This window comes from Blochmannia endosymbiont of Camponotus nipponensis (assembly GCF_009827135.1).
GTDB lineage: Bacteria > Pseudomonadota > Gammaproteobacteria > Enterobacterales > Enterobacteriaceae > Blochmanniella.
In genome coordinates, this window is record NZ_CP046534.1 from 316,489 (window position 1) to 342,551 (window position 26,063).

A 26,063-nucleotide genomic window follows, 5' to 3' on the forward strand; every position below is an offset into this window, starting at 1 on the left:
TATTCAATGTGACATACTTAAATTATATTGCAATATCTATTTTAAACTTTATTCATATTAATACATAATAAATAATATAACACTTAAATAATCAAAATGGAGCGGGAAACGAGGTTCGAACTCGCGACCCCAACCTTGGCAAGGTTGTACTCTTCCCACTGAGCTATTCCCGCTTAATCAAAAACAAAAAATACAATATAAATATTACTTAATTAACTTACGTACTCGTTATAAACAACACCAACATTACATACAAACATAATTGTTAATATAAACTCAATCTCCTCTTATTATTATTCCAAATAATAATATTTGCCGTGCATCCACCTTATGTTATCTTATAACTGTATGAAATACTTGCGATAATACATTAATTCTGAAACAGATGCACGAATATCTTCCAATGCGCTATGAGTTTTACACAACTGCAACCCAGATATCAAATCTGGTCTCCAGCGAATCATCAATTCTTTAATTGTACTAACATCTAAATAATGATAATTAAAATATGATTCTAATTCTGGCATATACCGAAATAAAAATCGACGATCCTGGGCTACACTATTTCCACATATCGGAGATTTTTTACAATCAACCCAATTTCTTAAAAATTTTATTGTCAAATTCGATGCGCTAATTTCATCTAATCTACTAGCTCTTACCTTTTTTAGTAACCCAGTAGCATTATGAACACATACATTCCAATCATCCATCAATAATAACTGTGATTCAGATTGATGTATTGCTATAACAGGCCCTTCCGACAAAACGTTCAATTTATCATCGGTTATTAAAGTAGCTATTTCCAAAATACGATCCTGTTCTGGATTCAATCCAGTCATCTCTAAATCAATCCATATCAAATGATTATCACCCATATAACCTCATTTAATTTGTTTCACTGAATGTTTACTCCAGTAAAAAAGTGGTATTATCGTAGTACCCTCATTTTTTATTAATATCATGTTTACATATTAAATGTTAATGAAACTTATAAAAAACTTATATACAACATCACCAAATATCAGTCATTCAAATTTTTTAACATTAAATGATTGATATTAACATACTCTTGTAAAGACATATCAAGTATTAAACAAAAAGCCACTAAATTATTTTAAAAAATTATAAAATTACTATTACTTATAAATTTTGTTTATGTTAATTTTATAAAATAAAATAACTAATCACTTAATGCATCACAAAACTTTTCAAGTTACATTTTTTATAATACTATCAAAATTAATAATCACTGCTTATCTTACAACTAAAATGAAGTAATGACCTTTATTATAAAAGTTCATTACACAATCACTGTCATAAAAATAAAACTCCACACATCCTTAAAATTAATAAAAACTATATAATTAATAATCTCTATCAGCTCATAATTTCTTTTTAACAATAACCTGAACTTTACTATCAAAATACAACTAAATAACTTTTACATACTTTTATACGATTAAAAACACATTATATGTTATATTAATATTTAAAAGTAAAACGAATATCTAAAACAAAATAAAAAACATACATAATCTAAACACTATAAATCGACAAGTAAAAATTAATAATCTAAATTAGGTATATATTATGTTAGAAAAAATACAAATTTTATTACAATACTTATTACCAAAATATTGGATTACCTACTTAGCAGGACTAGTATCCTCATGGAAAGGCGGATGGATAACACGTTATGCTATCCTACTATTCATTCATGTCTATAAGATAGACATGAATGAATCTGATAAACCAAATGTCACCAATTATGCAACATTTAATGAATTTTTTACTCGGAAATTACATAAAAACGCTCGACCTATTGATACTAATCCATCTACTTTAATTATTCCAGCTGATGGGATCATCACCCAAATAGGAAAAATAAACCAAACAAACATATTCCAAGTAAAAAATATCTCCTATCCTTTAGACGGATTGCTAGCAGGCCATGATAACATCATTGACTACTTTAGCGATGGCAGTTTTGTTATTTTTTATATACCTCCTCAAAACTGCCATCGTATATATATGCCTTGCACAGGTACACTCCGAGAAATGTTATATATACCCGGTGATTTGTTTTCAGTACACCCAAAAATTACTAAAAATATACCTAATATATTTTCTCGTAATGAAAGAGTCATCTGTTTATTCGAAACAGATTTTGGATATATGGCTCAAATTTTAGTTGGAGCTATGATAGTAGGGAGCATAGAAACTACATGGTTAGGAAAGATTACCCCACCACGAGAAGGCGTTGTTAAACATTGGCATTACCCCACAAATAATACCAATACCACAAATAATAATAAAAATGCTGATAATACCATTATATTGCAAAAAGGAGATGAAATGGGGCTATTTAAATTAGGATCTACTGTTATTAATTTATTCGATGACAAACAAGTTATTTTTAATAATCTACTACAACCACACAGTATTGCTCGTATTGGTATGCCTTTAGCACGAGGATGCAATCAAAAAAAATAACTATATACATATACTCACATGCATATTTTAAACCCATGAATAACATTTTATATCAATGGACACTGTTCAAAAAAGAGCAATATTTTGTAAATATTTTTTTTTCTTAATATATATATTAGGATATTTGTTTCCATTAACAACCATATCATGTAATTTTTCATATACACAAGAAATAAAAAAATATTTACAAAATGCACAAAAAAAAGAAAATATTAATATTCAGAATAAAACCATGATTAATAGTCCACAATCTACCTTGCATTTTATTTCTGAAAGAAAATATTCCAAAATTAAAATTAATAAAAATCAAAAAGTTATAAATGACTTCTCACATATAACTTTTCAATTAATTAAGGAATACGAAAAAACATCCAATAAAAATATTAATATTTATAAAAATCTTTGTGATCCTGAACTAAAACAAAAATTATTTCAAATTAATAATCAATTAACAAATTCACCAAAACAATTACAACAAAAACATTATATTGAATATTCTCTCAATGAATCACTAATGTTTTTACCGAAACAACAAGTTACTACTCAAAACAAATTAAATAATTTAGATCAACAAAAAATATTATATGTTAATACAAGTATCAATACCCCCATAGAACCAAAAAAATTTACTACATCACACATAGAACAAAAAAATAAATCATTAAATATGGACGAACTTAAATTTAATCAATTAAAAGTCAATAATTACAAAGAATTATCCCCAATACACATAACATTACTTAATAACAATTACAATCATACAGATAATAAATTAGAGGTATTAAAACATCAATTAAACTATATACATCAAGAAGAAACTAAAAAAACAGTTGAATATACAAAAAAAGTATTAATACAAGAGAACAATGCATTACCAAAATCCATAGAAAAACAACTAAAAACTAATCGGGATCTTGCAATTATTCTTAATCAACAAGCACATTACATAAATAATATTGCATTAAAGAAACAAGAAATTGCATCACATATTTCACAAGTACACCAGACCTTTCATAACTTACTAGAACAAGCCCAATGGTTAGATAAATCCCCAGCTCTTAGAGAAATACTTCGCTCTCAAGTTTCCAAGTTACCAGAAATGCCTAAATCTCAACAATTAGATCACGATATGGCGCAACTAAGAGCTAAACGCCTACGATACGAAAATCAATTAAATAAACTAAATTCACCTATGTTACATCAAATAAAACAAGATGACGGCACCCCATTAACATTGTCACAACAACATATTCTTGAAACACAGCTTGCCACACAACGCAATATTATTACTCTATTATTGAATAATATAGAAAAACAAATACTCGAATTAACACAGTTAAAAGTTGCACATACGGAACTTAAAGAAGCATTAAAAAACATACGAAAAGCTATACATCGCTATTTATTTTGGACCACTGATGTCCATCCAATCACTGTATCCTATCCAATAGACATTTATCAAGATTTATACAAATTATTAATTATCGACAAATTTAACTACCAAATAATATCTTCATTAAAAATGATTTTCACTAATCGTAACACATGGATACCAATAATATTATGTATAATAATATCAATTGGATTTCATTTTGGTGCATATCATCATTATCAAAAATTTTTAGAACGATCTAGCAAAAAAATAGGCAAGGTAAATCAAGATAATTTTTTACTTACTTTTCATAATATATGGTACTCAATGTTGATCGCTTTACCAGCTCCAATATTATGGATGGTCATAGGATATAGTTTAAATCATGCTTGGTTATATCCCATTTCTGTTGCAATTAGTGATGGAATCTATGCTACAACTTTTATATTATGGATGTGTATAGTAAGCGCTTATTTTGCATCCTCAAAAGGATTATTTATTACTCATTTTGGTTGGCCAAAAAAAAGAGTTCAACAAGTTTTCTCACATCACTATATCTGGTCTGTTGGAACAATTGTTTTTTTAATAATGACATTAATTGCATTCAACAGTTACAACGATAAAGAATTTAATAATACTTTAGGGCGTTTATGTTTCATTTTATTATGTGTTTATTTAACTTTTATTACTAATAATCTAAAGTGCTCCGGATTACCTTTATATTTAAATAAATATGACTCCTCTGACAATATTATCAATCGTTCTTTGTGGAATATAATGATATGCGCTCCAATAATAGCAGTAATTTCTTGTACTGTAGGTCATTTGATTGCTTCACAGGAATTATTGGCACGACTAGAAACATCATTATTCATTTGGATTATGTTATTAATTATATATCATACAATTCGTAGATGGATGTCTATTCAACGACGTCGTATTGCTTTTGAACGCGCCAAACAAAAACGAGTAATACAATTAGCTCACAGAACAAGATATAATGAATCAAATTATTGTCAATTAAACACTAGTACACTAATATTCGATAACGAAAAAAACAAAAAGATTTTAGATTTAGATACTATTAGCACACAATCCTTACAATTAATACGATCTATTCTTACTATTATAGCTCTATTATTGATGACTTTTTTATGGTCTGATTTATATTCAGCATTTTCTTTTTTAGAAAATATTACACTATGGGATGTAACATCTACTATAAAGGGAGCAGACAATATTCAACCCATAACATTAAATTCATTTCTTATTGCTATTTTAGTAATAATAATAACTAAAAAAACAGTGAAAAATTTACCAGCACTGCTAGAGCTTACCTTTCTACAACACTTAGATCTTACGCCAGGAACAGGATACGCCATTACTACATTAACTAAATACATACTGATGTTGATCGGAGGAATGATAGGATGTTCTTTAATAGGCATAGAATGGACTAAAATACAATGGTTAGTAGCAGCATTAGGAGTAGGATTAGGATTCGGCTTACAAGAAATTTTTGCTAATTTCATTTCTGGATTAATGATACTTTTTGAAAAACCAATTCGTATTGGCGACACCGTAACCATCAACAATCTCACTGGTAATATTACTCGCATTAATACCCGTGCAACTATTATTACTGATTGGAATCATAAAGAAATTATTATTCCAAACAAAGAATTTATCACAAAAAAATTCATCAATTGGTCTTTATCAGATACATTAACACGCGTAGTACTACGTGTTCCTGCTCCATTACAAACAGATATGAAAAATATAGTAAAAGTCTTGTTACAAATAGCAAAAAATTCTTCCTTTGCCTTAAGTACTCCCTCTCCAGAGGTATATTTAGTAGATCTACAGCAAGGATTACCTGTATTCGAAATACGAATACATATATCAGATATAAAACTTCGTATGCCTTTATGTCATCAAATACATATGTTAATCATAGAATATTATCAAAACAACGGACTAAAACTACCATATTTCCCTATATTTATGCATAACAATCAACTGTCCTCCATTGATACTTTTGATTCTAACTATCCTAACACCAATCATTACACAAAAAAATAAAAATTACTATGACTTACTTAGCTCGCGATATATATGTTCCCAAACGAGTATTAATTTTAATTGATTCTCCTAATTGAATAAAAAATGGTACTTTAACTGTAGCACCAGTGCTTACAGTAGCTAACTTAGTTCCAGACGATCCAGCACTGTTCTTTTTTACCACCGGAGTAGTCTTCACTATTTTTAATTCTATACAATCAGGAGGAGTAATAAGAATCGGAAAGTTATCCCACAAAGTGATTACATAATGTAGTTGATTAATAATCCATTTAAAATTCGATCCCATTATTTTTTCAGAAACAGCGATCTCTTCAAAATTTTTTTCATTCATAAAATACCAAACTTTACTATCATGATACATATAAACTACATTGACCTCTGTTACATTAGCTGATTCTAAATAATCTCCAGACTTAAAAGTCTTTTCTAAAATTTTTCCAGAAATTATTTGTCTAAACTTTAAACGACTAAAAGCTTGACATTTTCCAGGTTTTATAGACTCACTACTAATAATAACACACGGCTCTCCATTTTGAATAATCTTTAATCCCGATTTAAATTCATTAATATTATATAATACCATGCGAATTACTTCTTAAAAAAACCATACAATCTCACTAATAACCATTACAAAACACCTTTTTAAATAAACAACCCTAATTTTTAAGAAATTAGGATTATACAGATTAATAGATTAGGGTTGTTTATTTAAATTATAATAATTGCAAGACACAAACTACATCATACCACCCATATTACCACCCGCTCCTGCATTTCCTAAATCTGGTTTATCTTCTTTAGGTAATTCAGTCACCATACATTCAGTAGTAATCATTAAACCTGCGATAGATGCTGCATATTGCAACGCTGAACGAGTCACTTTCGTAGGATCTAAGATACCTAATTCAATCATATTGCCATATTTTTCAGTAGCAGCATTATAACCAGTATTACCTTCTCCTGATCTAACGTTGTTAGCTATTACTGATGGCTCTTCTCCAGCATTTGCCATAATCTGACGCAACGGAGCTTCCATTGCTCTCCGAGCTACCTTAATACCAACGTTCTGATCTTCATTATCACCACACAGGTTTCTAATAGCATTCGCCACACGAATTAAAGCCACACCACCACCCGCAACTACACCTTCTTCTACAGCAGCGCGAGTTGCATGCAACGCGTCTTCTACACGTGCCTTCTTTTCTTTCATTTCTACTTCAGTAGCCGCTCCAACTTTAATTACTGCCACTCCACCAGCTAATTTAGCAACACGTTCTTGCAGCTTTTCACGATCATAATCAGAAGTAGCCTCATCACGCTGTTGATTAATTTGCGCTACACGGCTATTTATCGAAGACTTATTACCAACTCCATCAATAATAGTGGTAGCATCCTTAGTGATAACTACACGTTTAGCTTGTCCCATATCCTCTAACGTTGCTTTTTCTAATTCCAATCCAATTTCTTCAGAAATTACAGTTCCAGCCGTCAATATCGCTATATCTTGCAACATAGCCTTACGTCTATCACCAAAACCTGGGGCCTTTACAGCAGTTACTTTCACTATACCACGCATATTATTTACTACCAAAGTAGCTAAAGCTTCTCCTTCAACATCTTCAGCAATAATGAGTAATGGTTTTCCTGCCTTTGCAACAGATTCCAATATAGGCAACATTTCTCTAATATTAGAAATCTTTTTATCTGCTAACAAAATAAACGGATGTTCTAACTCCACTGTACCACTCTCAGGTTTATTGACAAAATAAGGCGAAAGATAACCACGATCAAATTGCATCCCTTCTACTACATCCAATTCATCCTGTAAACCAGATCCTTCTTCTACGGTAATTACTCCTTCTTTTCCTACCTTATCCATAGCTTGCGCAATAAGTTTACCAACAGTTTCATCAGAATTTGCAGAAATAGTACCCACTTGAGCAATAGCCTTAGGATCCGAACAAGGCACAGATAATTTTTTCAATTCTTCTACTGCCGCAACCACCGCCTTATCAATCCCACGTTTCAAATCCATGGGATTCATTCCAGCTGCTACCGCTTTCAATCCTTCATTAACTATAGATTGAGCTAACACAGTAGCAGTAGTAGTCCCATCACCCGCAGAATCATTTGCTTTGGAAGCAACTTCTTTCACCATTTGAGCGCCCATATTTTCAAATTTATCTTCCAATTCAATTTCTCGCGCTACAGATACCCCATCTTTAGTTATAACTGGAGCTCCAAAAGATTTATCTAATACTACGTTTCTACCCTTAGGACCAAGAGTAACTTTAACTGCATCGGCCAATACATTAACGCCGCGCAGCATCTTTACGCGAGCATCGTTACCAAATTTCACATCTTTAGCTGCCATTTCATTTTCCTTAAAAATTTTTAGTTCAATTAATAAGTTAGTAGCGAATTATTTCTCAACGATAGCAAGGATATCGCTTTCTGACATAATTAATACTTCTTCATTATCAATTTTCTCCACTTTTACACCATACCCGTCATTGAAAATCACGGTATCACCAATACGTACATCTAAAGCCTTTACCCCCCCGTTTTCCAAAACACGGCCATGACCAACAGCCAATACCTCTCCGCGTGTAGATTTCCCTGCCGCAGACCCAGTCAACACAATACCGCCTGCAGATTTTGATTCAACCTCTTTACGTTTAACAATTACACGATCATGTAATGGACGAATTTTCATTTAATGCTCCCTAATTATATTATCTAATTATTTGCATCCCTATGTTAAAGATCTCTTAAGTTAGAGAGTAGATGCAAATTTTATTAATATTCACTACCTCAGGACAATACTTAAAATGGGGGCATTCAAGACCGCTTCAAGGGGCGATAAAAAATTTTTTACATATATACATATTTGAATCTCCATAAAAATACCTGCTCATAATTAATAAAAAATTAACACTCATTATTGTTTAATACTTCCTACATAATTATCATCTAATACGATGGATATAAATCCAAAATACAAGTTTAATTTCATTAAATATTAATACATACATACTAAAATAATCAATAAAATATTGAAAAACAAAATATTAATACACACTATAAATGTATAGTTTATAAATATATCAATTAAACATTCAAAAATAAAAAAATGATAATAATCTTGTGTACCATACCTAACGATATGTCTATTGTTTGCAATTTAACAAAAACTCTATTACATCATAAACTGGCAGCATGTATAACTTTATTTAAAGAAGTACGTTCATTTTATTATTGGGACAATACTCTAAAAGAAAGCATTGAATTACAATTGTTAATAAAAACAAAAAGTCTCTTAAAAGAACCAGTTTTTAATACAATCAAAAAATTGCATCCCTATAAAGTTCCAGAATTATTAGTCCTCCCTATAATAGACGGAGAATCAAATTATTTATCATGGATGCGATCAATGTTAAAATGATGCTAGTATTCTAAATATTCGTTGAATACATAATGATTAATGAATAATTATAGTAGTATTATAAGCCAATTGAATTGGCTTATAATACCCTTTTATTAGGTACAACATTGTATATTTGTAACTTTTATTGCGATCATGACATATTAAAACTAACAACAGAGGAGAATACTATTCTCTTTAAAGGAAGAACACAATCTAGTACAGATAAATAATAACATAAACATGTCACTGAGAATGAATAACTTGTCTAACAATTATTTACTATTTTAAAATATTTAAGATACAAATCTCATCATTAATAAACAAAATATATTGACGAAACCAAAAGAATCAAGATAATACAATTAAGTTCTTTTACACTGCTCATATTAAAAAAAACAATTAAAAGCCCGGATAGCTCAGTTGGTAGAGCAGAGGACTGAAGATCCTCGTGTCCTTGGTTCAATTCCAAGTCCGGGCATATGTTACAAAGATACAACTCAAGACGATGTCCAATTCAACTGAAAACATTTTAATGACACATTTACATTTATATCAATTTTACATGGAGTTACCCATCAACAAGCAGATTGCTCTTAGTAACATATTTATAAAAAAATAAATAAAAAACTGTACGTGATATAAAAATTTTCACTTTATGATAATACGCAAAACAGATGATTGCGTGTAACTATTATAGGTATACATACGAAAACCCAGATAATTTTAGGTTATCTATAACCTGTACAATCCACATTATATCTATAAACAGAAAACTATATTTTCGTATTATCGTTGATAACCGTTAAAAACCAACAAATCAACAGTACTTAAGAAACAATTTTAGACTAACTAAATAGCAAATAATCATCAATATCCATTGATAAATGAAAAGTTTATTATACATATATAATTTCACTGTCATCATGAAAAATGCTAACACTGTTAATAATTATTAGTTAACTATAAGAATATATAAAAACTCACGACTGACTTTCGGATTAAAAGATAATAAATAAAAAATTAATTTTTTAACTATACTCAACGAGTATAAAGTAATAAAATTAAAGTTGATTACTAAATTTTATTACATGCAACTAATAGAATGCAGGTACCAACAATCACTATAATAATTTTTGAAATGTTATTTTCTATAAAAATCTGCTCTTTCTAATACTGTAAAAAACATGCGTTTTTCTATCAAAAACTTTAACTACTTATATCATCACAACAACAAATTATACTGATCTTCTAAACATTTAGAAGACACCATAATTATTATCAAAATAATACTTTATTATCAATGACTAAATTAAATTCTACATATCACATAAATAATACAACAACGCAATTCAAATATACACTTATAAACTCATGGTAATTATTATAATCCCACCATAATAAGGGATTATACCATTATTATACTACAGAACTAGGCAATAATTTATTTTAATAACTATCTTGATCAATTACAACCATGTATATACATATTAATCATTATACCAACCCCAGCCGATATATCACATATATAACTACACTAACAATAAATTTTCTATCGTCATAAATTTATATTATATTTTACCCATACAATCTTGAGCTCTGTTATTTTTACTCCAATTAAAATCAAATATCAAAACATCTGTTAAATAAATTCTTACTTTCACAGTATTATTATAAAAATTAAAAAATAAAAATTAGCATATATTCTAACATACGTTTATAATATATGAAAAATACGTATTTCTTATGCATTCTTAAAATTAAAACTAATTTTTTATTTTTATCATTCATCTATTCAATATAATAATCATGAAAAAATTTGAAACAAAACTAATTACATCTGGAAGAGATATAAAATATACATACGGAGCGATTAATCCTATCATCCAACGGACATCTTCGGTAGTATTTAATTCAATTACACAACAACAACAAGCTATTAAAAATCATAATATAACCGATAAATTATTTTACGGGCGCTATGGAACTATTACTCATTTTTCCTTACGTCAATCAATGATCGAGTTAGAAAATGGCGTGGGTTGCGTACTATATCCATGTGGTACAGCAGCAATTACTCATACTATCCTTTCTTTTATACGCCCAGGAGACCATATATTAATGACAGGATCAGCATATGAACCCACTCAAAAATTCTGTCGATATTTTTTAAAAAAAATGAATATAGACACTACTTGGTTCGATCCATTAATTATTGGGCATGATCTTTCTAATTTAATTCAACATAACACTCGTTTAGTTATATTAGAATCACCAGGATCAATAACTATGGAAGTACAAAATATTCCTGATATCGTCAAAACAATACGTAAAAAAAAATCAGATATAATTGTATTATTAGATAATACTTGGTCGGCAGGAATTTTTTTTAAAGCATTAGATATGGGAGTAGATATTTCTCTGCAATCAGGGACTAAGTATATTATAGGTCATTCTGATGGAATGATAGGAACTGCAGTGTCCAATGCACGTTGTTGGGATCAATTACAAGAACAATCTTTTTTGATGGGTCAAATGGTCGATTCTGACACCGCTTACATGGCATCACGTGGACTACGTACTTTATATATTAGATTAAAACAACATGAAGAAAATGGATTACACGTTGCTCATTGGTTAGCTCAACACCCCGCAGTAGAACGAGTCAATCATCCTGCTTTAGCTTCATGTAAAGGACATGAATACTTTATAAGAGATTTCAGTGGATCTAGCGGTTTATTCTCATTTATTCTGAAACAACGTTTAAATAATTGGCAATTATCTAATTTTGTTGATCATTTTAGATACTTTAAAATTGCATATTCCTGGGGTGGATTTGAATCGTTAATTTTAGTCAATCAAGTCGAAGAACTGCATCCCATACGTCCCGCCGGTACCCTAGATTTTAAAGGAACGTTAGTTCGAGTCCATATAGGATTAGAACATCCTAATGACTTAATTAATGATTTATCAGATGGTCTTAACCGTATAAATATACAACAATCAATATAAATATTATTTATATTGAAATATTCTAAACTTTCAAATTCACGGATACGATAATAATCATGTAACTTTCATTATCACAGACACAAGTACTATTATTGTAACCACGTAACTATTCCCGTATTTTTCAAAAACCTGTACACAGGTTAACACAACACATACTAAAACTATACATACTAATACATTAAAAAATTATTTCATAACATGTGTGTTTAACGATCTAGTTATTTGCATTTCGTATTCAACCACTTCTTTATTTAAAGAATCAATTTTTAACTTCATAACTTCATAACAATATTGAGTCATATCTCTCACTTTGTTAGGTTCATATTTCTGAGTATATATAGGATCCATAATTTCAATAATCACTAAACCATTAGACCACCGATTTAGTTTTATTTTTTTATTAGAAATATTAGACACACATACAGGCACAACTGGGACTCTAGCCGAAATTGCAGCATGAAAAGCACCAATTTTAAATGGTAATAATCCTCGACCAGCACTGCGTGTACCTTCCGGAAATACCCAAATAGAAATATCACGCGCTTTTATAACTTTAGCTATTTGTAGTAAAGTAGTATGAGATCTAATACTTTGACTACGATTTATTAATATATTGCCACATAACCAATACAGTTGTCCAAAAAACGGAATCCACAATAAATTTTTTTTACCCACTATTATTGTACGTGGCCTCACAACACACGCTGCTGTGATCATATCATAATTATTTTGATGATTAGCTATATATATACAATGCTTCGGTAATTGATCGCTTGATAAATTTCGTATTTTAACTTGAATACCAAAAATAGGAGCCATGCTCCCAAACAAACGACCAAATAAAGCAGTATGATATAATCGCTGACGCGGTCTAAATAAACAATAAATAATACCAAATATACAAATAATAATTGAAGCCATCAAAACTAAAATAATACGCATAACTGCAAGCATTTCTTCTCCTTAAATGTATCGTCAAAAATTTTTTAATAAAAATTATATTCATCGTATATATTTAAGCGATCAAACCGCACCATTTTTAGTGTATATTATTAACAACAGTTCTTATGATTAATCACTCCAATTATAAAGACCATCCTTATTTTGAATATATAACTTTGTTATATATATATAGCAATACTATAATAATACAAATAATATTTTTTATACATATACAAAACTTCCTTGAATCAAACATACTATCATCTATAATAATGCAATGATATAAATTCGCTATATAACAAAAATTTACAATATTCTTCAGTTATAGAGTTCGCTACTAAATTACCAATAGCTTATATTAAGTTGCACGGATACGATAAGCTATCAAGTCTGAAATAGTTAAAACTGGCATTGTGTATCTATGTGCAAATGCAATTATATCTAATATACGTGCCATACTTCCATCCTCGTTGGTAACCTCACATAATACCCCAAACGGTCTAAGCCCTGCTAACACAGTTAAATCAATTGCTGCTTCCGTATGACCAAATCGAGCCAAAACCCCACCATTTCGAGCGCGCAAAGGAAAAACATGACCGGGCCGATTCAAATCGGAAGGTCTTGCATTATCTTCTATAGAAGCTCTAATAGTAGTTAATCTATCTGAGGCTGACACTCCAGTAGTGACTCCTTTTGCTGCTTCTATAGTGACAGTAAAAGCAGTGTTATAACGATTACTATTATCTTCTACCATCATTGCCAAATTTAACTGCTTACACCGATCCTCCGTTAAACATAAACAAACAATTCCACTACCATAACGAATGGCTAATGCCATTTGTTCAACAGTCATATTTTCTGCAGCAAATATCATATCACCTTCATTCTCACGATTTTCATCATCCATTACCAAAATACCACGACCACGACGTAACGCTTCTAACGCATTTTGAACGCGCTGTATAGGTGTACCAAATTTAGATAAAAATTTCCGCCGATGCATGATTATTTCAATCCTTCTCAAATACCATAATTTATCAACATCAAAACAAACTCACTATAAGTACAAATATAATTTAAAACCCAAATACATATTAACTAAAATTTCTATACATTGTCCTCTTTATTCAAACTATCTCCACAAATATTTAAATTATACAACACCAACATACATAAAATCTCCATAACAATACTCTACTTATTACATATTTTTATCGTAAAAAATACAATTCATAGATATCATAAACTATTCTCAAACCAACCATTCCATCTGACTTTAAAAATAAATTAACACATTAGATATTTCATGGCATATGTGCCATATAAAGAAACTAGAAACATGTATTACAACAATATTTATTGTACTTAATATCACAGTGAGTGATTAAAATAACTAATAGGATCAATTACATTAATCTTACAAATTAAAAAAAACAAGACCATTATTACATGATCCATTTCCTACAATTATTCAATATTTTACATATAATTTATATGAAAACACCTTAAAACTATTTAGTAGATGAAACGATATAATATAAATTATTACAGTCAAAATAACTAATTACAAATATCAAATCTTATTTAAAGCTCAACAAAAAATAATCAAAAAATTTAAAATATCATACACCAAACATAAACATCAACTTCACAGTAAATGGAACATTCATTATTCTAATAGTGAACTAAATTAAAAAATCTTATATAATCACATTATTATCAACACATATAATCATATCATTAATATATCAATATATTGATACCCTATTTGTATCTGAGTAGTATGATTACACACAAAATTCCTTACTTTTGAAATAGTTATTATACTTTCATTAGCATCGTATCATAAATACATATCCATAATATATTCACATTATCTTTAATTTTTATGTTTCATAACATTAATAATATTACTGCTAGAATAACCAGTTTCAAAATTTAAAACATGCACTGTTCCTCCACTATTTAATACTTCTCGACTACCTTCAATATCACAAATATGATAATCACCACCTTTCACTAAGAAATCTGGGGACAAATTTGCAATTAATCTTGCAGGTGTATCCTCATTAAAAGGTACAACCCAATCTACTACTGTTAAAGCAGCTAATATAAGCATGCGCTTTTCTAGAGTGTTTATGGGTCTTGTTTTACCTTTTAAACGCCTCGTTGAATCATCACTATTGACGGCCACAACTAATCTATCCCCAAGCTTTTTGGCATTAGTTAAATAACTTATATGACCAGGATGCAATATATCAAATACACCATTAGTCATGACTATTTTTTCTCCTCTATTACGTACGAAAGATATTGTCTGTTTTAACGTTTCCTCATCTAAAATACCATAGGGTATATTAACATATGCAGAGCTACTCATGACATTTTCCATCTCAATTGAATTAATCGTAGAAGTCCCAAATTTTCTTACTACAGCACCAGCGGCTAAATTTGCTAAAAAACACGATTCCTCTAAACTTTTACCAGAAGATAACGCTACTGATAACATAGCAACTACTGTGTCACCAGCTCCAGTTACATCATATACTTCCTTTGTCTGAGTGGGAAAATACAATGGAGATGTATCCCTCATACATAAAATCATACCTTTTTCAGCACGCGTAATTAATAAAGCTGATAAATTGTAATCAATTATAATTTCTTGAGCGCGATTTATTAAAATTTTTTCATCACGACAAAATCCTACTACCGATTCAAATTCTGATATATTAGGGGTCAATAAAGTAGCTCCTTTATAACGAGCGAATTGTACACCTTTAGGATCTATTATGATTGGCATATTAACATAACGCGCCAATTTAATAATTTCTTCTATGCGATTTAACGAACCTTTAGCATAATCAGATAAAACTAATACCTTATATTTTGGTAAATACAATTCAACTTGTTTCAATAATTTGGTAGTATCAACACTGTTAAAACATTTTTCAAAATCTAATCTGATAAGTTGTTGATTACGGGACATTATACGCAATTTAATTATGGTAGGACACGTATCAATTGAGATAAAATTCCATTTTATCTTTGATTCATCAAGCTGTTTTTTTAAAATTCTAGCCGCTTCATCAACTCCAGTTATCCCTAATAATCTTGATTGCGCACCTAAAGCAGCAATATTCATTGCGACATTAGCAGCTCCACCTGGTCTATCTATAATTTTATCAATCTTAACGATTGGAACCGGTGCTTCTGGAGAAATCTTATCAGTAGACCCATACCAATATCGGTCTAACATAACATCCCCTACAATTAATACGCTAGACCTAAAAAAATTTGGAAAAATAGCAGCCATAATTCACTTAATAAACATTCCTAAATAAATAAAAAATAGTTGATTCTATATAAAATTAATAATAATAACATATTAAATTATTCGGTAAGCAATGAAAATCAATAATACCAATAAATCTTGGTATATTTATAACACCGCGCTGAAACACTGTTAAACTTACATTCCTTAAAAAAAATAAATAACATTTTATATTAGATTTAAAAATCTGTATTTATGTTGTCATACACAGATTGTTTATACCATACATAACCCTATATATTCTGATGAATTGATTTTTTTCACAACTATCGAAACAATTATCTAACAATTTTTATTTAATATGATTAAGAAAAATAAAAAACCACTACATTTTATTTCGGATCATCACAATCCATATAAAATAGTTTTATTTTTAATCAATCAGCATCGTTTTTAATATTACAATCATGTATTTGAGAATTAAAAAATGGAAAAATATTTAGTAGGTGGCGCTGTACGAGACACATTATTAAAACTACCAGTGCAAGAAAAAGATTGGGTAGTAATAGGATCTAGTCCGCAAGAAATGTTAAATATAGGTTATGAACAAGTCGGAAAAGATTTTCCTGTTTTCCTGCATCCAGAAAGTCATGAAGAATACGCATTAGCGCGTACTGAACATAAATCTGGTCAAGGATACACTGGATTTACTTGTAATACAACTCCTTCGATTACTATTGAAGAAGATCTGTATCGAAGAGATTTAACTATTAATGCTATGGCTTATGACTCACATGGAAATCTTATAGATCCATATCACGGGCAACGAGATATACAATTACGACTATTAAGACACGTTTCTCAAGCATTTAATGAAGATCCTTTGCGAGTATTAAGAGTCGCGCGCTTTGCTGCTCAATTTACACATATGAATTTTACTATAGCTTCAGAAACACTAATATTAATGCAACAAATGATTCACGAATTAATATCACTATCCCCAGAGCGTATATGGACAGAAACAAAAAAAGCTTTAATTACAGATAATCCACAGGTATACTTCATAGTTTTACATCACTGCGGAGCCTTAAAAATTTTATTTCCCGAATTAGATGCATTATTCAATATACCTGATCCAATACAATACCGTACAAAAATTAATACCGGTTGCCATACTATGTTGACACTTTCCAAGTCTGCTCGCTTAACAAATGATCTTAATGTACGCTTTTCTGTTTTATGTCGTAACTTAAAGAAAGGAATAAATTCCAACAAAAAAAACAAATACACCAAACATCACGATTACAGAAAATTAGGTACTGCTTTAATTGATGATCTATGCAATAGATTTAAAATACCATATGAAATTCGTAATTTCGCAAAAATTATTTCAGAGTATCATGACTATTTATATGACATTGAAACATTAACCCCTGAAATGTTAATGACCTTATTCCGTGTTTTTGATTGTTGGAGACGCCCTAAAAGAATAGAACAAATTGTCTTAGTCAGTAAATCCGATACATTAAGACATATGAGTTATAAAATAAATTCATCTAATACAGAAGGTTTTCTGAGTACAGCCTTCGCTGTTACAAAAAAAATTTCCATTGCAGACATTATTAAAGACGGATTTACTGGAGTAAATATAAGCAAAGAATTATATACCAGACGATTAGATGCCTTAAACATATGGAAAAATAAACATACATAAAACAATAAATAATATTTACACACAAAACTTTAAAAAACACTGTAAATAATTAAATAAATTCAATTGAATACACTCAATCGTAAAATTATGCACAATAAACCACATGCTTACCGTTAATTATTATTAAATCTATCTAACAACAGACATTACTACACGGCTGACATTTATGCTAGCTATATACATGTAATATTAATTATTTCATGTCATATTTAATCAAAAAATCAACGCACACACATATATATTGTATATATAATAATAAGATTTCATTAAACAGTTAACTTTAATCAACAATTAATCCCCAATAAATAACTCCAGCTAAAAAAAAACGATATATAGCAAAAGGAATTAAAGAAAAACCTTGAACTATTTTTAAAAATAATCTTACAGTGAATAATGCTATAGTAAAAGCTATAATACTACCCCCAATCAAAAAAAAAGCACCTATTGTATCAATAACAGATTCATAACGATATAAAGTCAATACTGTAGCACCAAATATAATAGGTATCGCTAAAAAAAATGAAAATTCTAATGAAATATTTCGATTCAAACCCACTAACAATCCACCTCCAATAGTAGCTCCAGAACGAGAAAATCCTGGCCAAAACGCTAAACATTGAAAACATCCAATTAAAAAAGCTTGCAAACAAGTTATATTATCAATATTTGATACACGTGGTTCTTTAGGTAAATATAATTCTCCAACTAATAAAAATATCCCTCCAATAATTAGTCCATACATAATATATGTTAACTCAAAAAATAATCTAATATTTTCATAAAAAACTACACCTAATATTATCCCCGGGAACGTTCCTAATAATATATGACGAATGCATAAATGATTGTTGGCATAATGTTGTTTAATAAATATTTTTCTTATACAAATTACACCCATACTATATAATCTATTCCAAAAAATTTTTGTTATAGACAAAATAGCACCTAATTGAATAATCACAGTAAAAATCTTAACTGAATCATCCGTACAATTTAAAATACTTTGAACCAATATCATGTGTCCTGTTGAAGAAATAGGAAGAAATTCTGTCAAACCTTCTACTACTGCCAAAATAAACGAAATAATTAATTTATGTGCATCAATATCTAACATTAATGATCCAAAATAAATAACATTATTATTTTTTAAAACATTTAAACAAATACACATTAATTACTATATAAATTACCATATCATCCATAAAATATAGAACACAATTGTACTAATTAATGTTAAAAATTTTTCTTATTTACTAAGTACATCATATCTTTATTTATTAATTAACTATCTTTTAAAAATTCAAAAAATGTTTTATTTTTTCGTTCAATACATATACCAACGTTAAAAGCATCATGAATTGCTCCAGGTTTACTCACTTTTACACGAACCCCAAAAATAAAATATTTTTCTATTAATACACTTGCTATTAAATTAGCCACATCTTCTATTAAACAAAAATGTTTTCCACTTACTAAACTAAGTACAGTTTGACTCACATGAGTATAATCAATATAAGACGATATACTTTTTTTATCTAAAAAATATTTAATATTATATGACAATTGCAAATCAAAAATTAACCTCTGCAAACATTTTTTTTCCCAATCATGTATGCCTATATACGTCATTACTGTCAGTTGCTCAATAAATAAGATATCCATTATCATATACTACATTAAATTATATAAATAAATTATCTATTTAAATAATATTACTGTTAAATATACACGCCATGTGTAATATATATACACATATAATTTTTATTCATTCTAAACAAAATAATCATGACTCTTTATTCTATTTTCATCATAATATTTGCTTATTTTTTAGGATCAATATCTAGCGCCATTCTGATATGCAAAATATTACATTTTCCAGACCCAAGAGATTTTGGCTCCAAAAATCCTGGGGCTACTAATATTTTTCGTATAGCAGGTCGTAAAATTGCAATCAGTGTAATAGTATTTGACATACTAAAAGGTGTGATCCCTATATGGTTAGGATATTATTCAAAAATTCCACCTGTTTTTTTAGGAGCTACAGCGATTTTTACCTGCTTAGGACACATGTATCCTATATTTTTTCGCTTTCATGGAGGAAAAGGTGTAGCTACTGCATTTGGAGCGCTTACAACAATAAATTTTGACCTTGCCATTGTCATGATAAGTACCTGGATCATAACTGTGTTATCTACTGGATATTCCTCAGTAGGAGCTATTGTTACTGCACTCATTATACCCTGTTACGCTTGGTATTTTCAATCTCAATATTTTATTCTAACAATCATAATATCCTCTTTAGTTATAATAAGACATTCTTCCAATATTCAAAGATTATGGCATCATCAAGAAAAACATATTTGGCGTAATTAACACAAAATATATCTAAAAAAATAATTACGATGATGATTATTTTATTCGAGCAAGAACTTCTAAGGACCAACGTGGCCTTACTAAGATGGATAAATCGCTAAATAATCCAGCTTTTAGTCGCATTAATCCAGTATAAGCCACCATTGCTCCATTATCTGTACAAAATTCTTGTCTAGGATAAAACAAACTTCCTTTTAAGGCATACATCATTTTTAAAAGATACGCTCTCAACGCATGATTAGCGCTAACACCCCCCGATATTACTAAACATTTTAATCCAGTTTGTTCTAATGCACGACGACATTTTATCCCTAATGTTTCAATAATTGCATCTTCAAATGCACGTGCAATATCAGCGTAAGTCTGAACATCATGAGCACTGAACATAATAGTATTGACAACACATGTTTTTAATCCAGAAAAACTAAAATTTAAACCTGGACGATCAGTCATGGGTCGAGGAAATACATAACGATCTGAAATACCTTTCCGAGCCATTTTTGACAACACAGCACCTCCAGGATATTTTAATCCCAATAGTACAGCAATCTTATCAAATACTTCCCCCACAGCATCATCCAAAGATTCTCCCAAAATTTTATATTCCCCTATATGACTTGCTGAAACAAGTTGAGTATGTCCACCAGATACTAGTAACGCTACAAACGGAAATTCAGGAGCCTTCTTTTCTAACATTGGTGCTAACAAATGCGCTTCCATATGATGAATATCAATAGCAGGTATTTTCCAAGCATAAGCCAGCGTTCTCGCAATAGTTGCTCCAACCAATAAAGATCCTATCAAACCAGGTCCAGCCGTATATGCTATCCCATCAATATCCTTAGACTCTAAATGCACTTGCTTTAATGTAGATATAATCAAAGGAATTATTTTTCGTGTATGATCACGAGCAGCCAATTCAGGCACAACTCCTCCATAATCAGCGTGCAACATATTTTGACTATATACTTTATTAACCAATAACCCTTGATATTGATCATAAATTGCCACACCAGTTTCATCACATGAAGTTTCAATACCTAAAACACGCATATATACTCCATATTCGATCAATAATTGCAAAATACTTCACATTAGTGTTATATTTCATGCCATAATGTTTAATGTTATACTATAAAATAGTAAAAATATAAATTATTTTACTACATTAAGAAGAACAATCATAATAGAGATAAAGATACATGCCAATAATAAAAGTACGTGATAACGAATCATTTGACGTAGCGCTCCGACGTTTTAAAAGATCTTGTGAAAAATCAGGAATTTTATCTGAAGTACGTCGCAGAGAATTTTATGAAAAACCAACCACAGAACGTAAAAGAGCCAAAGCATCAGCAATTAAACGTCATACAAAAAAACTAGCCCGAGAAAATTTGAGACGAATCCGATTATATTAAACAATATTTGCATACTTTTATATTCAAAAAAATGCATAATACAACCTATTTCTAGTAATCGATAAAACTCATCGTATATATTTAGGTGCACAAAATTTAATCACAAATAATAATAGTTTTGAGTGTTATTTGCTCTCAATAACACAAACTAAGGAAATCTAATTACCCGTATTCCAAACACAATAATTAATGAATTGATATCGCGTACTAATATTGTAGATTTAATTAGTCAACGCATCTCTTTAAAAAAACAAGGAAAAAATTTTTTGGCTTGTTGCCCATTTCATGCCGAAAAAAACCCATCATTTACTGTTAATACCGAAAAACAATTCTACTATTGTTTCAGTTGTGGATCACACGGCAACGTAATAGATTTTTTGATGAATTATGATCGACTTACATTCATTGAAACCATCAAAGAACTATCAATGATGCATGATTTCTCAATAAAGAGAGATTCAAATATTTATAAAGATAACAATTACAATAAAAATAATTTATACCAATTAATGAATAAACTATGCACATACTATAAAGATATCTTAAAACAAAAAAAATATTTATATGTTTATAAATATTTACAGAACCGTGGATTAAATGAAAAATCTATTTCTGACTTCAATATTGGATTTGCTCCATCAAAATGGAATAATATAATACAAAAATTTAATCTTACACCATACGATCAAACACTACTTGATCAATCAGGTATGTTAATTAGTAGTAACACAAAATATAAACATGATCGATTTCGTAACCGACTGATGTTTCCTATACGAGATACAATAGGCAGAATTATAGCATTCGGAGGTCGTGTTATTGAATACAACAAGACACCTAAATATTTAAATTCACCAGATACCGAAATTTTTAAAAAAAGTCAGCACTTATACGGCTTATACGAAGCTCGTACCCAGTGCAAAAATCTCTCTTGTATACTTTTAGTAGAAGGTTACATAGATGTTATTTCATTAACACAATTTGGAATCAACTATTCAGTAGCTTCTTTAGGCACTTCTATTACTGATAATCATATTCGATTAATGTATAATATCACTGATCAAATTGTCTGTTGTTTTGATGGCGATTATGCTGGGAAACAAGCTGCTTGGCGTACATTAAACACTGCTCTACCATATCTTACTGACAATCGTCATATATATTTCGTGTTCTTACCTTCTGGGGAAGACCCAGATACATTAATACGTAAAATAGGGAAAGATAGATTTTTAAAAAAATTAACAAAAAAACAAGATTTATCAAATTTTTTATTTGAAACATTATCAAAAAAAATAAATTTACAAACATTAGCGGGTCGAGTTAAATTAAGCAGCTTAATTTTACCTATGATTCACAAAATTCCAGGACCAACACTAAAATTATGTTTATTACAACAATTAGGTAACAAAATAGGAATTCTAGATGACAACAAATTAAACCAGTTACTTAAAAAAAAAACTATTGCATCTACTACTAACAAAATACAAAAAAATTATATAAATTACAGCATAACACACGTATTAATAGGATTATTGATACAATATCCAAAACTTTCAAAATTAATACCAAATATACAAGGATTAGAACAATGCAAACAAGACAATATCGTAATTTTTATTGATTTAGTACAAACATGTAAAAAATATCCAACATTGACTGCTGCGCAATTATTAGAACATTATCGTGAGAATAAATTTTTTTCAAAACTTGAAACACTAGCATATTGGAACCACTTAATTACCAATGATATGATAGAAACTACTTTTATTGATGCGTTAACTAAATTATATAATTTAACTCTTGAGCAACGTCAAGAAAAACTTATTGCTCGCGATCGTATATTTGGTCTAACAAAACAAGAACGTCAAGAATTGTGGTTGTTAAACCAAAAATTATCGAAATACTAACATAAAAATTATAAACTCTTTGGATTCAATATTACTAATGAAAACAATCATGAAAATACCTCCTGAATAAATTATTTTTTAATAATTTTATTTACATATCATCGATAGATGGGGTATTACACCACTATTATACTTTTAAATACAAATATTACTTCAAAATGTGGAAGTCTTTTTATGGAACATAACCCACAATCACGACTTAAGTTACTCGTTACACTCGGGAAGGAACAAGGATATTTAACATTTTCTGAAGTTAATGATCATTTACCAGAAGATATTGTAGATCCTAGTCAAATAGAAAATATAATTCAAATGATGAATGATATGGGTATTCAAGTCATGGAAGAAGCTCCCAATTCCGACGATTTCTTATTAATCGAACACACACATTCTACTAATGATGAAGAAGAAGTGACGGAAGCAACTGTACAAGCATTAACTAGTGTTAATGTATCAGAATTAGGTAAAACAACAGATCCAGTACGAATGTATATGCGAGAAATGGGTACTGTGGAATTATTAACACGAGAAGGTGAGATAGATATCGCTAAAAGAATTGAAGATGGAATAAATCAAGTGCAATGTTCAGTTGCTGAATATCCAGAAGCAATTACTTATCTTTTAGAACAATATCAACGAGTAGAAACTGGTGAAACAAGACTTTCAGACTTAATTACAGGTTTTGTTGATCCTGATGTGGACGAAAATATATCAATACATACAAACATAACCCATATAACTTCTGAAGTCATTACTGAACCAATACCTGATGACGATGAAGAAGAAAATAATGATGACAATCATATTGATCCAGAAATAGCTCGTAAAAAATTCATAGAACTACGCAACCAATATGAAGTAACACGGAATACAATCAAATATAATGGACGCAATCATATTCAAGCATCACAAGAAATTTTAAAGCTTTCTGAAGTATTTAAACAATTTAGATTAGTTCCAAAACAATTTGATTACTTAGTTAATAATATGCGCTCTATGATAGAACGCGTGCGTACACAAGAACGATTAATTATGAAATTATGTGTTGAAAATAGTAAAATGCCTAAAAAAAACTTCATAGAATTATTTGCAGGTAATGAAACCAATAAAATTTGGTTTGATACAGCTTTATCTATGCGTACATCATGGGCGGAAAAATTACATAAAGTTAATGAAGACGTGCAGAATAGTTTATCAAAACTACATCAAATTGAAAAAGAAACAGGACTCACAATAGAACAAGTAAAAGATATCAATCGTCGCATGTCTATTGGAGAAGCTAAAGCTCGAAGAGCTAAAAAAGAAATGGTTGAAGCTAATCTTCGTTTAGTTATATCTATTGCTAAAAAATACACAAATAGAGGACTACAATTTTTAGATTTAATACAAGAGGGTAATATTGGTTTGATGAAAGCTGTAGACAAATTTGAATATCGTCGTGGTTATAAATTTTCCACTTATGCTACTTGGTGGATTCGTCAAGCAATTACTAGATCGATAGCAGACCAAGCACGTACCATCCGCATTCCGGTTCACATGATAGAAACTATTAATAAACTCAACCGCATTTCTCGACAAATGTTACAAGAAATAGGACACGAACCAACACCAGAGGAACTAGCAGAACGTATGCTCATACCAGAAGACAAAATTAGAAAAGTGTTAAAAATTGCTAAAGAACCTATTTCCATGGAAACCCCTATAGGAGATGATGAAGATTCTCATCTTGGAGATTTTATAGAAGATACTAATCTTGATTTACCTCTAGATTCAGCAACTTCAGATAATTTACGTACTGCCACTCATGATGTACTCTCCGGATTAACTCCAAGAGAAGCCAAAGTACTACGTATGAGATTTGGTATTGATATGAATACTGATCATACTCTAGAAGAAGTAGGTAAACAATTTGATGTAACTCGCGAACGCATTCGTCAAATAGAAGCAAAAGCTTTAAGAAAACTACGTCATCCCAGCCGATCTGAAATATTACGAAGCTTTTTAGATGACTAAATGAACGTAACTCAAAAAATCACAATATAACCGTATTAT

At 29.7% G+C, this 26,063-nt stretch carries 19 protein-coding genes and 2 tRNA genes; 10 read left to right on the forward strand and 11 right to left on the reverse strand.

Annotation, left to right across the window (positions count from 1 at the left end; genetic code table 11):
• Positions 1-97 precede the first annotated feature (97 nt).
• Together GN161_RS01350 and orn are read right to left on the reverse strand one after the other, a co-directional pair.
• Positions 98-173: transfer RNA gene (locus GN161_RS01350), tRNA-Gly, on the reverse strand.
• A 165-nt stretch (positions 174-338) separates the two neighbouring features.
• Entirely contained in the window at positions 339-878 is a 540-nt protein-coding gene (orn, locus tag GN161_RS01355; RefSeq protein ID WP_159714880.1) for an oligoribonuclease, read from the reverse strand.
• 715 nt (positions 879-1,593) lie between these two features.
• Between orn and asd the strand changes: the two genes are divergently transcribed.
• On the forward strand, positions 1,594-2,496 hold the full coding sequence (asd, locus tag GN161_RS01360) for an archaetidylserine decarboxylase (RefSeq protein WP_159714882.1): 903 nt from the start codon (positions 1,594-1,596) through the stop codon (positions 2,494-2,496).
• 55 nt (positions 2,497-2,551) lie between these two features.
• Positions 2,552-5,950, forward strand: a complete 3,399-nt coding sequence (gene mscM / locus GN161_RS01365) for a miniconductance mechanosensitive channel MscM (protein WP_159714884.1) — start codon at positions 2,552-2,554, stop codon at positions 5,948-5,950.
• A gap of 13 nt (positions 5,951-5,963) precedes the next feature.
• On the opposite strand, the gene efp is transcribed toward mscM, so the two are convergent.
• From efp to GN161_RS01380, 3 genes are all read right to left on the reverse strand, one after another.
• Positions 5,964-6,533: an elongation factor P gene (gene efp / locus GN161_RS01370; RefSeq protein WP_159714886.1), complete on the reverse strand. Its 570-nt coding sequence runs from the start codon at positions 6,531-6,533 to the stop codon at positions 5,964-5,966.
• Positions 6,534-6,686: 153 nt separating this feature from the next.
• A complete protein-coding gene (gene groL / locus GN161_RS01375) occupies positions 6,687-8,324 on the reverse strand; it encodes a chaperonin GroEL (protein WP_159714888.1) in 1,638 nt (545 codons plus the stop codon).
• A 48-nt stretch (positions 8,325-8,372) separates the two neighbouring features.
• A complete protein-coding gene (locus GN161_RS01380; RefSeq protein ID WP_011282622.1) occupies positions 8,373-8,666 on the reverse strand; it encodes a co-chaperone GroES in 294 nt (97 codons plus the stop codon).
• Between the two features lie 450 nt (positions 8,667-9,116).
• Here GN161_RS01380 and cutA point away from each other — a divergent pair, with 450 nt between their 5' ends.
• The 3 genes from cutA (at position 9,117) to metC (ending at position 12,386) form a co-directional block, all read left to right on the forward strand.
• Entirely contained in the window at positions 9,117-9,395 is a 279-nt protein-coding gene (gene cutA, locus GN161_RS01385; RefSeq protein ID WP_236840118.1) for a divalent-cation tolerance protein CutA, read from the forward strand.
• Positions 9,396-9,782: 387 nt separating this feature from the next.
• Positions 9,783-9,855 (forward strand) — tRNA-Phe (locus GN161_RS01390).
• Positions 9,856-11,183: 1,328 nt separating this feature from the next.
• Positions 11,184-12,386: a cystathionine beta-lyase gene (gene metC, locus GN161_RS01395; RefSeq protein WP_159714892.1), complete on the forward strand. Its 1,203-nt coding sequence runs from the start codon at positions 11,184-11,186 to the stop codon at positions 12,384-12,386.
• A 186-nt stretch (positions 12,387-12,572) separates the two neighbouring features.
• On the opposite strand, the gene GN161_RS01400 is transcribed toward metC, so the two are convergent.
• The 3 genes from GN161_RS01400 to hldE form a co-directional block, all read right to left on the reverse strand.
• Positions 12,573-13,340, reverse strand: coding sequence for a 1-acylglycerol-3-phosphate O-acyltransferase (locus GN161_RS01400; RefSeq protein WP_159714894.1), 768 nt, complete (start codon positions 13,338-13,340; stop codon positions 12,573-12,575).
• A 346-nt stretch (positions 13,341-13,686) separates the two neighbouring features.
• Positions 13,687-14,331, reverse strand: coding sequence for a 3,4-dihydroxy-2-butanone-4-phosphate synthase (ribB, locus tag GN161_RS01405; protein WP_159714895.1), 645 nt, complete (start codon positions 14,329-14,331; stop codon positions 13,687-13,689).
• Positions 14,332-15,207: 876 nt separating this feature from the next.
• Entirely contained in the window at positions 15,208-16,641 is a 1,434-nt protein-coding gene (hldE, locus tag GN161_RS01410) for a bifunctional D-glycero-beta-D-manno-heptose-7-phosphate kinase/D-glycero-beta-D-manno-heptose 1-phosphate adenylyltransferase HldE (protein WP_159714896.1), read from the reverse strand.
• A 445-nt stretch (positions 16,642-17,086) separates the two neighbouring features.
• Here hldE and GN161_RS01415 point away from each other — a divergent pair, with 445 nt between their 5' ends.
• Positions 17,087-18,313, forward strand: coding sequence for a tRNA CCA-pyrophosphorylase (locus GN161_RS01415; protein WP_159714897.1), 1,227 nt, complete (start codon positions 17,087-17,089; stop codon positions 18,311-18,313).
• 280 nt (positions 18,314-18,593) lie between these two features.
• Here the strand turns inward: GN161_RS01415 and GN161_RS01420 are convergent, their stop codons facing one another.
• Entirely contained in the window at positions 18,594-19,427 is an 834-nt protein-coding gene (locus GN161_RS01420) for an undecaprenyl-diphosphate phosphatase (RefSeq protein WP_159714898.1), read from the reverse strand.
• A gap of 167 nt (positions 19,428-19,594) precedes the next feature.
• Positions 19,595-19,981, reverse strand: coding sequence for a dihydroneopterin aldolase (locus tag GN161_RS01425; protein ID WP_236840119.1), 387 nt, complete (start codon positions 19,979-19,981; stop codon positions 19,595-19,597).
• Positions 19,982-20,098: 117 nt separating this feature from the next.
• On the opposite strand from GN161_RS01425, the gene plsY reads away from it, so the two are divergent.
• Positions 20,099-20,686 carry a glycerol-3-phosphate 1-O-acyltransferase PlsY gene (plsY, locus tag GN161_RS01430; RefSeq protein WP_159714899.1) on the forward strand — a complete coding sequence of 196 codons (588 nt, stop codon included), beginning with the start codon at positions 20,099-20,101 and terminating at the stop codon, positions 20,684-20,686.
• Positions 20,687-20,722: 36 nt separating this feature from the next.
• Here plsY and tsaD read toward each other — a convergent pair whose 3' ends face one another.
• Positions 20,723-21,739, reverse strand: coding sequence for a tRNA (adenosine(37)-N6)-threonylcarbamoyltransferase complex transferase subunit TsaD (gene tsaD, locus GN161_RS01435; protein ID WP_159715530.1), 1,017 nt, complete (start codon positions 21,737-21,739; stop codon positions 20,723-20,725).
• 149 nt (positions 21,740-21,888) lie between these two features.
• On the opposite strand from tsaD, the gene rpsU reads away from it, so the two are divergent.
• From rpsU to rpoD, 3 genes are all read left to right on the forward strand, one after another.
• Complete coding sequence (gene rpsU / locus GN161_RS01440; RefSeq protein ID WP_159714900.1) at positions 21,889-22,104, forward strand: 30S ribosomal protein S21; 216 nt, start codon at positions 21,889-21,891, stop codon at positions 22,102-22,104.
• Positions 22,105-22,265: 161 nt separating this feature from the next.
• Positions 22,266-24,011, forward strand: coding sequence for a DNA primase (dnaG, locus tag GN161_RS01445; protein ID WP_159715531.1), 1,746 nt, complete (start codon positions 22,266-22,268; stop codon positions 24,009-24,011).
• 174 nt (positions 24,012-24,185) lie between these two features.
• Positions 24,186-26,024, forward strand: coding sequence for an RNA polymerase sigma factor RpoD (gene rpoD, locus GN161_RS01450; RefSeq protein ID WP_159714901.1), 1,839 nt, complete (start codon positions 24,186-24,188; stop codon positions 26,022-26,024).
• Positions 26,025-26,063: the final 39 nt, after the last annotated feature.

What these genes read in the sequence shown, in the direction of transcription:
- orn (WP_159714880.1), bottom strand. Translation starts at nt 878, where the DNA reads ATGGGTGATAATCATTTGATATGGATTGATTTAGAGATGACTGGATTG.
- asd (WP_159714882.1), top strand. Translation starts at nt 1,594, where the DNA reads ATGTTAGAAAAAATACAAATTTTATTACAATACTTATTACCAAAATAT.
- mscM (WP_159714884.1), top strand. Translation starts at nt 2,552, where the DNA reads ATGGACACTGTTCAAAAAAGAGCAATATTTTGTAAATATTTTTTTTTC.
- efp (WP_159714886.1), bottom strand. Translation starts at nt 6,533, where the DNA reads ATGGTATTATATAATATTAATGAATTTAAATCGGGATTAAAGATTATT.
- groL (WP_159714888.1), bottom strand. Translation starts at nt 8,324, where the DNA reads ATGGCAGCTAAAGATGTGAAATTTGGTAACGATGCTCGCGTAAAGATG.
- GN161_RS01380 (WP_011282622.1), bottom strand. Translation starts at nt 8,666, where the DNA reads ATGAAAATTCGTCCATTACATGATCGTGTAATTGTTAAACGTAAAGAG.
- cutA (WP_236840118.1), top strand. Translation starts at nt 9,117, where the DNA reads ATGTCTATTGTTTGCAATTTAACAAAAACTCTATTACATCATAAACTG.
- metC (WP_159714892.1), top strand. Translation starts at nt 11,184, where the DNA reads ATGAAAAAATTTGAAACAAAACTAATTACATCTGGAAGAGATATAAAA.
- GN161_RS01400 (WP_159714894.1), bottom strand. Translation starts at nt 13,340, where the DNA reads ATGCTTGCAGTTATGCGTATTATTTTAGTTTTGATGGCTTCAATTATT.
- ribB (WP_159714895.1), bottom strand. Translation starts at nt 14,331, where the DNA reads ATGCATCGGCGGAAATTTTTATCTAAATTTGGTACACCTATACAGCGC.
- hldE (WP_159714896.1), bottom strand. Translation starts at nt 16,641, where the DNA reads ATGGCTGCTATTTTTCCAAATTTTTTTAGGTCTAGCGTATTAATTGTA.
- GN161_RS01415 (WP_159714897.1), top strand. Translation starts at nt 17,087, where the DNA reads ATGGAAAAATATTTAGTAGGTGGCGCTGTACGAGACACATTATTAAAA.
- GN161_RS01420 (WP_159714898.1), bottom strand. Translation starts at nt 19,427, where the DNA reads ATGTTAGATATTGATGCACATAAATTAATTATTTCGTTTATTTTGGCA.
- GN161_RS01425 (WP_236840119.1), bottom strand. Translation starts at nt 19,981, where the DNA reads ATGATAATGGATATCTTATTTATTGAGCAACTGACAGTAATGACGTAT.
- plsY (WP_159714899.1), top strand. Translation starts at nt 20,099, where the DNA reads ATGACTCTTTATTCTATTTTCATCATAATATTTGCTTATTTTTTAGGA.
- tsaD (WP_159715530.1), bottom strand. Translation starts at nt 21,739, where the DNA reads ATGCGTGTTTTAGGTATTGAAACTTCATGTGATGAAACTGGTGTGGCA.
- rpsU (WP_159714900.1), top strand. Translation starts at nt 21,889, where the DNA reads ATGCCAATAATAAAAGTACGTGATAACGAATCATTTGACGTAGCGCTC.
- rpoD (WP_159714901.1), top strand. Translation starts at nt 24,186, where the DNA reads ATGGAACATAACCCACAATCACGACTTAAGTTACTCGTTACACTCGGG.